Origin of the sequence: Schumannella luteola (genome assembly GCF_013408685.1) — a bacterium.
Classification (GTDB): domain Bacteria; phylum Actinomycetota; class Actinomycetes; order Actinomycetales; family Microbacteriaceae; genus Schumannella; species Schumannella luteola.
Genome location: NZ_JACBZY010000001.1, coordinates 2,098,614 through 2,111,629, shown reverse-complemented (window position 1 = coordinate 2,111,629; position 13,016 = coordinate 2,098,614). Strand labels below are relative to the sequence as shown.

Annotated in this window: 8 protein-coding genes; 6 read left to right on the top strand and 2 right to left on the bottom strand. The window is 73.7% G+C overall.

Features of this window, described 5'->3' with window-relative positions; all coding sequences use genetic code 11:
• Window positions 1-52: 52 nt before the first annotated feature.
• Complete coding sequence (locus tag BJ979_RS09490; RefSeq protein ID WP_179567334.1) at window positions 53-1,570, bottom strand: PucR family transcriptional regulator; 1,518 nt, start codon at window positions 1,568-1,570, stop codon at window positions 53-55.
• Between the two features lie 150 nt (window positions 1,571-1,720).
• Between BJ979_RS09490 and gabT the strand changes: the two genes are divergently transcribed.
• The 3 genes from gabT to BJ979_RS09475 all read left to right on the top strand — a co-directional run bounded on the left by gabT (window position 1,721) and on the right by BJ979_RS09475 (window position 6,041).
• On the top strand, window positions 1,721-3,070 hold the full coding sequence (gene gabT / locus BJ979_RS09485) for a 4-aminobutyrate--2-oxoglutarate transaminase (protein ID WP_179567332.1): 1,350 nt from the start codon (window positions 1,721-1,723) through the stop codon (window positions 3,068-3,070).
• A gap of 83 nt (window positions 3,071-3,153) precedes the next feature.
• Window positions 3,154-4,638 (top strand): NAD-dependent succinate-semialdehyde dehydrogenase, encoded by a 1,485-nt coding sequence (locus tag BJ979_RS09480; RefSeq protein ID WP_179567330.1) that lies wholly within the window; start codon window positions 3,154-3,156, stop codon window positions 4,636-4,638.
• Between the two features lie 35 nt (window positions 4,639-4,673).
• Complete coding sequence (locus BJ979_RS09475) at window positions 4,674-6,041, top strand: NAD-dependent succinate-semialdehyde dehydrogenase (protein ID WP_179567328.1); 1,368 nt, start codon at window positions 4,674-4,676, stop codon at window positions 6,039-6,041.
• A gap of 247 nt (window positions 6,042-6,288) precedes the next feature.
• Here BJ979_RS09475 and BJ979_RS09470 read toward each other — a convergent pair whose 3' ends face one another.
• Entirely contained in the window at window positions 6,289-7,827 is a 1,539-nt protein-coding gene (locus BJ979_RS09470) for an MFS transporter (protein ID WP_179567326.1), read from the bottom strand.
• Between the two features lie 52 nt (window positions 7,828-7,879).
• Here BJ979_RS09470 and BJ979_RS09465 point away from each other — a divergent pair, with 52 nt between their 5' ends.
• The 3 genes from BJ979_RS09465 to BJ979_RS09455 all read left to right on the top strand — a co-directional run bounded on the left by BJ979_RS09465 (window position 7,880) and on the right by BJ979_RS09455 (window position 12,970).
• Window positions 7,880-8,389 carry a TetR/AcrR family transcriptional regulator gene (locus BJ979_RS09465; RefSeq protein ID WP_179567324.1) on the top strand — a complete coding sequence of 170 codons (510 nt, stop codon included), beginning with the start codon at window positions 7,880-7,882 and terminating at the stop codon, window positions 8,387-8,389.
• Entirely contained in the window at window positions 8,386-8,796 is a 411-nt protein-coding gene (locus BJ979_RS09460) for a cupin domain-containing protein (protein WP_179567322.1), read from the top strand. Before BJ979_RS09465 ends, BJ979_RS09460 begins: the two co-directional genes overlap by 4 nt.
• A gap of 184 nt (window positions 8,797-8,980) precedes the next feature.
• Window positions 8,981-12,970 (top strand): SCO7613 C-terminal domain-containing membrane protein, encoded by a 3,990-nt coding sequence (locus tag BJ979_RS09455; RefSeq protein ID WP_179567320.1) that lies wholly within the window; start codon window positions 8,981-8,983, stop codon window positions 12,968-12,970.
• Window positions 12,971-13,016: the final 46 nt, after the last annotated feature.

Below are 13,016 nucleotides of genomic sequence, written 5' to 3'. Positions count from 1 at the left end.
AAATCATATACGAATTCGCATTCAATGTGGAGACGCCTCCCTCGCTACACGATCACGGCGTCGCGGCGTCGCGGGCGCGCAGCAGCATCCACAGCTCCGCGCGTGCGTCGAAGCGGGCGAGGTCGACGCCGAGCCGATGCTCGAGCTTCGTCATGCGGTCGCGCAGGCTGTGCCGGTGGATGCCGAGCTCGCGCGCCGCGGCATCCCACGCCCCGTTGTTCTGCAGCCAGACGCGCGCGCAGCGCAGCAGCTCGGCCGAGGCCGGGTCGTCCTCGAGCGGACCGAGCCGCGCCGCCGCGAGTTCGCGCAGTCCGCCGGCGCCGAGGGCGAGTCCCAGCGGCTCGTCGGGCAGCGCCGCCCAGTCGGCGATCTCCCCCGGCGCGGCACGGCGTGCCGCGGTGCCGGCGCGGGCGACGCCCGCCTCGAGCGCGTCGACGCCGAGCTGCGCGGCCGTGCCGACCGCCGCCCCGAGCGCCGTGAGCCGCGGTGCCAGCGCCGCGGCCCGCGGGGTCTCGGCGACGAGCACGAGGCGACCGTCGAGCTCGGCCGCGAGCGCGTCGCCGAGCACGGCGAGGGCCCGGTCGGCGGCGACCTCGTCGAGCCTCGCGACCACGACCGTCACGGCTCCGTTGGGCACGGACGCGCCGAGCTCGGCGAGCAGGCCGACCGCGTCGTCGCGGCGCCCGGCCAGCAGAGCGACGAGGGCGCGACGACGCAGCGCCCGCGCCAGGCGCACGGCCTCGCGGGCCGCTCCGGCGGCGACCTCGGTCAGGGCGACGGCCCCGGCGACCACGGCGCGCGCCGGCCGGTCGGGTGCGGTCGAGCCGGTCGCCGCGACCCCCGCGATCACGCCGTCGAGCCGCCCGCCCGAGCCGAGAGTCTGGAACCAGACGTGCGCGCCATCCACCTCGAGCTCGCTGCCGGCGCGCCGACCCGCCGACAGCAGGCGGGCGGCCTCGGCGGCGATGCGCGCATCGACGTCGCCGTCGCGGCGGATCGCCGAGCGCGGATGCGCCGACCGCACGGCCCCGCTCTCGCCGAAGAGCAGCACGCGGGCGTCGAGGCGCCGAGCGAGCTCGTCGAGCACGGCAGCGACTCCCCCGGCGCCGAGCGCGGCGGCCGAGATCGCGCGCTGCGCCGCGAGCGCCCACTCGTCGCGGGCGCGCGCCTCGCGCTCGAGCCGCGCGGCGAGCCAGCGACTGATCGCCAGGAACGGCGTGCGGTACGGCACCTCGAGCAGCGTCAGCCCGTGACGACGGCAGGCCTCGACCAGCTCGTCCGGGGTGCCGGCGCGCACCACCTCGGTGCCGAAGCCGACGCCGACGACGCCGATCGCGGCCAGCCGCGCGACGTAGGCGTCGATCACCGCGCCGAGCTCGGAGCCCGGCTCGGCCGCGGCGAACTGACTGCCGGTCGTGAGCACCAGCTGCCGCTCGGCGAGGAAGGGCGTCGGGTCGGCGAGGTCCGAGCTGGATGCCCACACCAGCCCGGCGTCCGGCTCGGCGCCGCGCACCAGGGCGGTGAGGGCGAACTCGCGTTCGCGCAGGAGATCGTCGACGGTGACCGGCATGGGCACACCCTAGCCACACCCTGCCGTTTCGGCAGAGGTGCTGGTGAATCTGCCGAGTCGTCCATCGCATCCCTCGTGCGCCGGGCCTAGCGTGAACAGCGACCGCCGCTCCGCGACCACCACCGCCATCACCACGAGGAAGGCCAGCGCATGACGCTCGTCGACAGCACCGCATCCACCGTCGGAGGCCCCGGGCTCCCCCAGGAGCGCCGCCTCGTCACCGAGATCCCCGGCCCGCGCTCGCGCGAGATCCACGCCCGCAAGCAGAGCGCCGTCGCGAACGGCGTCGGCATCACCCTGCCCGTCTACATCACCGCGGCCGGCGGCGGCGTCGTCGTCGACGTCGACGGCAACTCGCTCATCGACCTCGGCTCGGGCATCGCCGTCACCACGGTCGGCAACGCCGCCCCCGAGGTCGCCGCCGCCGTCACCGCGCAGGTCAACGCCTTCACGCACACCTGCTTCACCATCACCGGCTACGAGGGCTACGTCGAGGTCGCCGAGGCGCTCAACCGCCTCACCCCCGGCGACCACGCCAAGCGCAGCGCGCTCTTCAACTCGGGCGCCGAAGCCGTCGAGAACGCGATCAAGGTCGCCCGCTCGTACACCGGCAAGCAGGCCGTCGTCGCCTTCGATCACGCCTACCACGGCCGCACGAACCTCACGATGGCGCTCACCGCCAAGTCGATGCCCTACAAGAGCGGATTCGGCCCCTTCGCCCCCGAGGTCTACCGCGCCCCGCTCAGCTACCCGCTGCGCGACGGCGGCCTGTCGGGAGCCGAGGCCGCGAAGATCGCGATCACCCAGATCGAGAAGCAGATCGGCGCCGCCAACCTGGCCGCGATCATCATCGAGCCCATCCAGGGCGAGGGCGGCTTCATCGTCCCGGCCGAGGGCTTCCTGCCCGCGCTCGTCGACTGGGCCAAGGCCAACGACGTCGTCTTCATCGCCGACGAGGTGCAGTCGGGCTTCGGTCGCACCGGCGACATGTTCGCCAGCGAGCACGAGGGCATCGTGCCCGACCTCGTCGTCACCGCGAAGGGCATCGCCGGCGGTCTGCCGCTCTCGGCGGTCACCGGCCGCGCCGAGATCATGGACGCGCCGCACGCGGGCGGACTCGGCGGCACCTACACCGGCAACCCGCTCGCCTGCGCCGCGGCCCTCGCCGCGATCGAGCTCTACGAGCAGGGCGACCTGCTGCGTCGCGCCCGCGAGATCGAGCAGGCCATCCGCGCCAAGCTCATCGGCGCCGACCCGCGCATCGCCGAGGTGCGCGGCCGCGGCGCCATGATGGCGATCGAGCTGGTCGACGCAGGCACGGGCGAGCCGGATGCGGCGCTCACCGGCAAGGTCGCCGCGGCCGCCCACGCGGCCGGCGTCGTGCTGCTGACCTGCGGCACCTACGGCAACGTCGTGCGCTTCCTGCCCCCGCTCGCCATCAGCGACGAGCTGCTCGACGAGGCGCTCGACGTCGTCGTCGAGGCCCTGCGCGCCAACTAGACACCACCCGGGAGCCCGCCGACGGCGGGCTCCCGTCATCCCCGCCGGGCCTCGACGCCCACCCCGCGAAGGAGACATCGCACGTGACCGACACGACCACGACCCTCACCGCCCGCGAGCGCGAGCTCATCGACAGCGTGCCCACCGGCCTCCTCATCGGCGGCGAGTGGGTCGACAGCAGCGAGGGACGCACTTTCGACGTGCGCGACCCCGCGACCAACCAGGTGCTCGCGACGCTGCAGGCGGCGAGCCCGGAAGACGGCATCCGCGCCCTCGACGCCGCCGTCGCCGCGCAGGACGCCTGGGCCGCGACCGCCCCGCGCAAGCGCGGCGAGATCCTGCGGAAGGCGTGGGAGCTGCTGCAGGAGCGCCGCGCCGACTTCGCCCTGCTGATGACGCTCGAGATGGGCAAGCCGCTGGCCGAGGCCGACGGCGAGGTCACCTACGGCGGCGAGTTCCTGCGCTGGTTCAGCGAGGAGGCCGTGCGCATCACCGGCCGCTACGGGCTCAACCCCGAGGGCACCGGCACGACCGTCGTGTCGCACCGCCCGGTCGGCCCCGCGTTCCTCATCACCCCGTGGAACTTCCCGCTCGCGATGGCGACCCGCAAGATCGGCCCCGCCCTCGCCGCCGGCTGCACGGTCGTCATCAAGCCGGCCGCGCTCACCCCGCTGACCACGCAGTTCTTCGCGAAGCTGCTCATCGACGCGGGCGTGCCCGCGGGCGTCGTCAACGTCATCTCGAGCGACCGCTCGCGCGAGATCTCGGCCCCGATCATCGCCGACCCGCGCCTGCGCAAGCTCAGCTTCACGGGCTCGACCCCGGTCGGCGTCCAGCTGCTCAAGCAGGCCGCCGACAACGTGCTGCGCACCTCGATGGAGCTCGGCGGCAACGCCCCGTTCCTGGTGTTCGAGGATGCCGACCTCGACAAGGCCGTGGAGGGCGCCCTGCTGGCGAAGTTCCGCAACATCGGCCAGGCCTGCACCGCGGCGAACCGCTTCATCGTGCACGAGGACGTCGCCGAGGAGTTCGGCAACCGTCTGCGGGACCGCGTCGCCGCCTTCAAGGTCGGCCGCGGCACCGAAGAGGGCGTCAACATCGGCCCGCTGATCGACGACAAGGCCGTGAAGAACAGCGCCGCACTCATCGAGGACGCCGTCGCCAAGGGAGCCACCGTGCTCACCGGCGGCAAGGCGATCGAGGGCGACGGCACCTTCTTCGAGCCGACCGTCGTCACCGGCCTGCCGAAGGACGCGCGCATGCTGACCGAGGAGATCTTCGCCCCGCTGCTCGGCATCGTCACCTTCCGCGACGAGGAGGAGGCCGTGCGCCTCGCCAACAGCACCGAATACGGCCTCGTCGGCTACGCCTTCACCGAGAACGTCGCGCGCGGGCACCGCCTCATCGCCAGCGTCGACACCGGGATGATGGGCCTCAACACGGGCATCGTGTCGAACGCCTCGGCTCCCTTCGGCGGCGTGAAGCAGTCGGGCATGGGCCGCGAGGGCGGCGCCGAGGGCATCCACGAGTACCTCGAAGTCAAGTACACCCTCATCCCCGCATCCTGAACGACCTTCGAACACCACCAGCGCAAGGAGAGAACGTGACCGGATTCACCGTCGTCGACCCCTTCACCGGGCAGACCGGCACCCAGGTGCCCTTCGCCAGCGACCAGGAGGTGCAGGCCGCCATCGCCCAGGTGGATGACGCCTGGTCGACCTGGGCGCGCACCAGCACCGTCGCCGAGCGCGCCGCCGCGATCGCGAAGGTGGCCGAGATCCACCTCGCCCGCGTCGACGAGCTCGCCGCGATCATCACCCGCGAGATGGGCAAGCCCCGCGCCCAGGCCGTGGGCGAGGTCGAGTTCGCCGCGGCGATCTACCAGTACTACGCCGACAACGCCGAGGCGCTGCTGGCCGACGAGCCGATCGCGGTCGAGGGCGGTCGCGCCCTGCTGCGCAAGGCCGCGCTCGGCCCGCTGCTCGGCATCATGCCGTGGAACTTCCCCTACTACCAGGTCGCCCGCTTCGCCGGACCGAACCTGATCGTGGGCAACCCGATCCTGCTCAAGCACGCTCCGCAGTGCCCTGACTCGGCTCGCGTGCAGGAGGAGATCTTCCACGAGGCCGGCATCCCGGTGAACGCCTACGTGAACCTGTTCGCGTCGACGGAGCAGATCGAGCCGATCATCGCCGACCGTCGCATCCGCGGCGTCTCCCTCACCGGCTCGGAGCGCGCGGGCGCCGCCGTCGCCGAGATCGCGGGCCGCCACCTGAAGAAGGTCGCACTCGAGCTGGGCGGGTCCGACCCGTTCATCGTGCTCGGCAGCGACGACCTGGATGCCACGGTCGAGGCCGCGGTCGCCGGTCGCCTCGACAACGGCGGCCAGTCGTGCAATGCCGCGAAGCGCTTCATCGTGATCGACGACCTCTACGACGCCTTCGCGGAGAAGTTCACCGCCGCGATCGCGCAGGTCGCCCCGGCCGACCCGACCTCGGACGACACCGAGCTCGGACCGCTGTCGTCGGAGGCCGCCGCCGAGCGCCTCGACGGCCAGGTCAAGCGCGCGCTCGAGAACGGCGCCACGGCGCTGCTCGCCCCGCAGCCGCGCGAGGGCACGAAGTTCTTCCCGGGTGTGCTCGCCGACATCGACCGCGCCAACCCCGCCTTCGGCGAGGAGTTCTTCGGACCGGTCGCGTCGCTCTACCGCGTGCACTCGGAGGACGAGGCGATCGAGATCGCCAACGCCACCGACTTCGGCCTCGGCTCCTACGTGTTCACGCCCGACGAGCAGCAGGCGCTGCGCGTGGCCGACCGCATCGAGGCCGGCATGGTCTTCATCAACGTGGTCGGCGCCGAGGCGGCCGAGCTGCCCTTCGGCGGCGTGAAGCAGTCGGGAACCGGACGCGAGCTGGGTGCCGTCGGCATCGGCGAGTTCCTCAACCGCAAGATGATCCGCCTGCCCGAGTGAGCAGGGTGAGCGGTCTGCCCGAGTGAGTTGAGGCCGCATCCGCGGAACGAAGGCCGCCACGCACCCGGTGTGGCGGCCTTCGTCGTGCTCGGCACCTCTCCCCGAAACGATCTCAAGGAGTTGCTGTCACTCGTGTGACGCGTGAGCAACACCAGCCCCACCAGTTGCAGCAACTCCTTGAGATGGTCGATCCCCGGCGGGTTCGGGGCGCTGGGGAAGGCGGATGCCGGCGGCGGCAGCGGCGGGCTCAGGCCCGCGCGCGGCGCAGGGTCACGAGCGCGAGCGTCGCCGCGACCACCATGAGCGCGGCGCCGGCGTAGGCGGTCGAGACCACGCCGAGGTCGAAGGCCGAGCGCGCGGCCTCGCGCAGCGCATCCCCCAGCTCGGCCGGCAGGCCCTCGGCGACGTGGATGGCCCCGCCCAGCGTCTCGCGCGCCGACCCCGCCTGCGCGGCGCTCAGGCCGTCGGGTAGGTGCAGCTCGGCGCGGTAGAGCGCCGTCACGAGCCCGCCGAGGATCGTCGTGCCGAGCACGGCGCCGAGCTCGTAGGCCGTCTCGGAGACGCCCGCCGCGGCGCCGGCCTTGTCGGCGGGCGCGTTGGCGATCACGAGGTCGTTCGACAGCGTCTCGGCCGCGCCGATGCCGGCGCCGACGAGCACGAAGGCGATGAGGATCTGCGTCACGCTGACGCCCGATCCGCCGAGCCCGAGCGTGAGATAGCCGAGGCCCGCCGCGAGCACCGAGCCGGCGATCACGTAGCCGGGGCGCACGCGCTTCACGAGCCGCACAGCGACGAAGCTGAACACGATCAGCGCGAGCACGCCCGGTCCGAGCACGAGCGCCGAGCTGAAGGCGTCGAGGCCGACCACGAGCTGCAGGTGCTGCGTGACGAAGAAGATCAGGCCGACGAGGGCGATGACCGACGCCAGGTTGATGAGGATCGCCCCCGAGAACGCTCCGCGACGGAAGAGCCGCACGTCGAGCATCGGCGTCGGGCTGCGCAGCAGTCGGCGCACGAGCAGCACGCCGCTGACGACGCCGACCGCCACGAGCACGGCGACGAGCCAGAGCTCTCCCCCGGTCGCGAGCGTCTTCACGGCGCCGACGATCGGCGCGACGGTGAGCACCGAGAGCACGATGGCGAGCACATCCACCGGGCCCGGCTTCGGGTCGCGGCTCTCGGGCACGAGGATCGGCGCGAGCACGAGCAGCGGCAGCAGCACCGGCACGGCGATGAGGAACACCGAGCCCCAGAAGAAGTGCTGCAGCAGCAGCCCGCCGACCATCGGGCCGATGGCCGAGCCGAGCGAGAAGCCGGTCGCCCAGATCGCGATGGCGAGGCGGCGCTGAGCGCGGTGCAGGAAGATCGAGCGCAGCAGCGACAGGGTCGAGGGCATGATCATGGCGCCGAAGAAGCCCATGAGCACCCGGCCGGCGATCAGCAGCTCGGCGTTGGGCGCGAAGGCGGCGAGCACCGAGATGACGGCGAAGCCGCTCGAGCCGATCAGCAGCATGCGCCGCCGGCCGACGCGGTCGCCGAAGTTGCCCATCGCGACGAGCAGGCCGGCGAGCACGAGCGGGTAGGCGTCGACGATCCAGAGCTGGGCCTGGGCGCTCGGCTCGAGGTCGCGGGCGATGGTCGGCAGGGCGAAACTCAGCACGGTGTTGTCGATCGAGATGAGCAGCGTCGGCAGCATGAGCACGACGAGCGCCGCCCAGCCGCGGCGTCCGGCGCGGGGTGCGTCGTCGGTCAGCGGGGTGGATGCGGTGTCGGTCGTGGAGCTCATGACCGAAACTGTACCGTCTGGTCGGTATAGTTTGCCAGCGTAGACTGAGCGGGTGCCCCGCGATTCCCACCGCGACGACCTGATCGACGCCGCCGTCGCCCTCCTGCTCGAATCCGGCGAGAGCGGCTTCACGCTCGACGCCGTCGCCCGCCGCGCCGGGATGTCGAAAGGTGGGCTGCTGCACCACTTCTCCGGCAAGGCCGCCCTGGTGGATGCGCTGGGCGAGCACCTCGACCGGCTCGCCGCCGACGACATCCGCGATCTCGAATCCGACCCCCAGCGCACGATCGAGCGCTTCCTGCGCGGCTCGATCGAGACCGACAAGGAGCTCGACCGGGTCATGGTCGCCCTCGCCCGTCTCGGCGGCGACTCGGCGACCGCCGCGCTGCGCCGAGCCGAGCAGGGCTGGCACGACCTCGTGACGCGCGTCGTGCCCGATCCGGTGCAGGCCGAGATCATCCTGCTGGTCAGCGACGGGCTGTATTTCGGCGCGCTGCGCGGAGCCGGCTTCGCCCGGGTCGACGCCCCCATGCTCGACGCGCTCGTGGAGCGCCTCGCATGACCATCCAGCGCCGCGGCGAGCTGCAGACCGCCTACCCGCTACACGACGGCGGCGTGCCCGTCGGCGTCGACTGGTACTTCCCCGACACGAACCGCCTCGGTCCCTCGGTGCAGCTCTGGCGCTTCGAGCCGGGCGCCTCGGAGGGCGAGCACCGCCACGACGACTCGACCGACCGCGACCTCGACGAGCTCTACCTCGTGATCTCGGGCCGGCTCGAGGTCGACATCGACGGCGTCGGCCACGACCTGGGCGCGGGCGACGCCGCCTACGTTCCCGCCGGCGTGCCCCACTCGGCGCACAACCCTGGCGAGGTGACGGCCGAGGTCGTGCTGATGTTCGGCGAGCCGGGAACCGTGCCGCGGCATAACCAGGCGGGCTTCCGGGCGCGCCTCGCGGCGCAGGACTGACGGCTCGCGCGCGAGACCGGCCGCGAGTGCGCCAGCGCGTCCCCGGTGCCGCTGACGCCAGCCCGCCTTCGGGGGTGACGCCGTCGGGGTCGTCACTGACGATCCGTCGGGACAGCCCTGAATGTCCGCCCGCGCAGGCCGAATCGGGCGAGTCGGCGCCCCGCGCATCCCTACACTCCGGATCATGACGCCCAGCTGGAGCGACGACGCGGTGCGTCGCCTTCTCGATGCGACTCTCTGCCCTCGCTGCTCGGCGCCGATCCGGGCGGATGACGGCGTCGTCGTCTGCAGCACCTGCGGCGCGCGGGTGGCCGGCGAGGATGCGCTGGCGCTCTGGCAGGCCTCGGTCGACGCCTCCGACGCGCTGCAGCGGCGTCAGCTGCTCGTCGATGCGCTGCCCTCCGATCCGACGATCTCGGCGGCCGAGGTCGGCGGGGTCGGCGGCGTCACCGAGGCGTCCCCGACGGGTCCCCCGGTCGCCGGCATCGGGTACGTCGCCGGCGAGCCCGCCCCCGGGTGGGCCGGGCCCCGCGTCTCGGGCCCGGCATCCCGCCCGGCGCACTGGGGCGCACCGCCCTCGCGGTCCGGGGCCGAGCTGCTCGGCCCCGCCATCCCGCTCGCCCCGTCGAGCGCCCCGGCATCCGACCCGGCGGTCGCCGCGTCGATCGCCGGCGCGCCGCCGCAGCACCTCGGCTCGCCGAACCCGGTCGCCGCCGCGCCGCGACCCGATCACGCATCTCAGCTCAGCGTGCAGTCGGTGCTCGCCGTCGCGGGCGCCGGGCTCTTCGCGGTCGCCGCCCTCGTGTTCAGCTTCTTCAACCCCGACCTGACGGATGCGGGCGCGCGCACCGCGATCGTCGGCACCGTCACCGTGATCTTCCTCGTCGGCGCCTGGCTGCTGCGTCGCCGCGATCTGGTCTTCTCGGGCGAGGCGATCGGCGGACTCGGGGTCGTGTTCATCGGGCTGGACGTCGTGGGCATCGCCCAGCAGCTCGCCGTCGTCGGCCCCGACCCGTGGGTGCTCGCCGCGATCGGCAGCGGTGTCGGCGGGGCCCTGCTCGCGACGCTGGGCACGGTCGTGCGGCTGCGCACCTGGGTGTGGACGGGCATGGTCGCGATCGTGACGGTGCCGGTGCTGCTCACGCCCGTTCCCGGCTCGGTCTTCGGCGCCGAGCTGCTGCTACTCGCCTCGGTCGCGCTCGCGATCGCGTGGCCGCTCGTCGTGCTCGCCCGACTGGAGGCGCGCCTCGGCACGATGCGGGTCGACCGGGTGACCGCGACCTCGGCGCAGATCGCGCTGGGCAGCGTCGTCATCTGCCTGCTGCCGCTGCTCTCGTGGCGACCGGACGGCGACCCGATCCTGCTCGGCGCGCTCGTCACCGTGCTGCTCGCGGCGCTCTGCGCGGTCGCCGCGCGAGGGCAGCTGCCCGGCTTCTTCAGCTTCGCGACGGGCCTGCTCGCGACCGGCGCCGCTCTCGCCGCTCCGCTCGCCATCCGCTTCGCCGACTCGGCCTGGTACGTCGCTGTCGTCCCTGCCGCCGCGGTGCTCGCGATGATCGTGCTCGCCGCTCTTCCCGCACGCCTTCTGCCGCAGCCGCGGATGCTCGACGGCGGCGCACTGACCGCGCTGATCGCCGTGGCGTTCCCGGTCGCCGCGGGCGTCGCGCTGGTGCTCACCGCACCGCTCACGGGTCCGCTGCGCGGCCTCGGGCAGCGGGATTCCGGCGGCGAAGGCGACATCGCCCCGGGTGCCGCGCTCGCGACCATGCCGCCCTCGGCCGCAGCCGCGCTCGTGGTCGGCCTCCTCGCCGTCGCCGCCGGCTTCGCGATCGCGCCGCGTCTGTCGGCGCGACGCGGATCGGGCACCGTCGCCGGGGTGCGCACCGGCGCCCGCGTCGCACTGTGGCTCGGCGCCGCCGCCGTGCTGGGCGCCGCGCTCTGGCCCGGGATGCCGCTCGTCGCTCAGGTGAGCGCCCTCCTCGCGGTCGCCGTCGCGACCGCGCTCGCCCTCCGCTTCGTTCCGCGCCTGCGGCGGGTGCGGCCCGGCACCCGTGCGCCCCTCGCGGTGCTCGCGCACCTCGCCGCCCTCGCCGGCGTGCTCGCCTCGTGGGCCGACTCGTCCATCGTCGTCATCGCCGGGATCGGCGGACTCGTCGCCGTCGCCTTCGCCGCTGCGACGGTGCCGCGGCGGATGCGGTTCTGGCACGTCGGCGTCGGCACCGGCTGGGCGCTCTTCGTGCTCGCGACCGCGCTCGACCTGGCCGGGGTCGAGCAGATCGTGCTGCTCAGCATCGTCACCTCCGCGGCGGCGCTGCTGGCGCTCGTCGCGACGCTCGTGCCGCGCATCCCGGCCCGCTGGTGGCTGGCCGTGCTCATCGTCGCCGTCGTGCCGTTCTCGATCGGCGTCATCTCGGTGCTGTTCGAGCGCTCGGGCTGGACGGCGCTGTCGACCACGCTGATCGGCGCGGTCGCGTTCACGCTGCTGGTGATCCGGAGCCGTGCGATCGGCGTCGCCGTGCGCACGATCGCGGCGTCGATCGTGGTGCCCTCGCTCGCGGTGGCGATCATCTCGCTCGGCGCGCAGCTGCTCTCGGGCAGCGCCTCGCCGGTGACGCTGCCGATCATCGCCGTGGTCGTGGCCGCGATGCTCGGCGCGCTCGGCGCGATCGAGAGCCGACTCGCCGACCGGCTCCCGGCCGTGCAGGTGCGCACCGCCGTCATCGCGATCGAGGCCTCGACCTACGTCACGGGCGCGATCGCGGTGCTGCTCGCGCTGGTGCGCGAGGCCTCGGGGCTCGGCACGACCTGCCTCGTGCTCCTCATCGCCGGCATCGGGGCCGCCGCCTCGGCCGTGTTCGCGCGCCGTCGCTCGGGATGGTGGCTCGCGGCGGCCTGCTGGACGGGGGCGCTCTGGTGCGTCTGGGCGCTGGCGGGCGTCGGCGTGCCCGAGCCCTATCTGCTGCCGCCGACCCTCGGCGCGGCGATCGTCGGCGTCGTGCTGCTGCTGCGTCGCGGCGCCGGACTCGGGCTCGCCTCGGTCGGCCTCGCCGCCGCCGTCGCGCCGACGCTCGCGCTGCTCGCGGTGGTCGGCAACGGCGAGGGCGCCGTGCTGCCGTGGCGCACGATCGGGTTGCTGGCCGCATCCCTCGTCCTGCTGCTCGCGGGGGCCCTGGTGCGTCCGGGATCGGGGCTGCGCGGACGCCTCGTCGGCCTGCAACTGCCGCTCGTCACGATCTCGGCCGTCGCCGCCACGGCGACGCTCGCACAGGGGATCCGCCTGGGCGCGCGGTCGGATGCGACGCCGCTCGGCGATCGCGCCGTCATGGCGCCGGCGCTGCTTCTCGCCGTCGGCGGTGCGCTGCTCGTGCTCGGCGCCGCCGTGGTCGCCGTCCGCAGCTCGCGGGCGCTGACCGAGCGGTCGCCGCTGCGCGCGGGGATCGCCCGCTCGCGCTGGGTGCTCGTCACGCCGGTCGCCCTGCTCGCGCTGACCCCGCTGACGGCGATCCGCCACGAGTGGTTCGCGATCTGGGCGATGTGGACGCTCATGATGGCCCTGCTCGCCCTCGTCGTCGTCATCGCCCGCGCGACCCTGCACGGCGCGACCGCGCTGCCGCCGGCCTGGATCGTCTACACGCTCGCCTGGATCGTCGGAGTCGCCGGCTGGAGCCAGCGCGAGCTGCGGGTCGAGGTGTTCTCCCTGCCGCTCGGCCTCGCCGTGCTCGCGGCGGGCGCCGTGCACTTCGTCGCCGAGCTGCGACCCGGAGCGCGCGAGCGCTGGACGACGGAGGCGACCCTCGACTCCTGGCCCGCCGGCTTCCGCGGCTCGCGTCAGCTGCTCGCGCCCGGGCTCGTGCTGACCCTGCTGCCCTCGGTCGTCGCGACCGGCACCGACCCGCAGACGTGGCGCGCCATCCTCGTCATCGCCGTCGCACTCGTCGCGATCCTCGGCGGCGTCACCCTGCGACTGCACGCGCCCTTCGTGATCGGCATCGCGGCGCTGCCGATCGAGAACGTCGTCGTCTTCGCCTCGCAGCTGGGCCGCGGCATCCAGTCGCTGCCGTGGTGGATCACGCTCGCGACCGCCGGCGCCGTGCTGCTCGCGATCGCGGTCGGCTCGGAGCGGCGCACGAACCGCTCCGGCGGCGTCGCGGCGCGACTGCGCGAACTGCGCTGACGTCGGAGGTTCATCCCGAGTTAACGCCCCGGGCGTACCGTCGCGC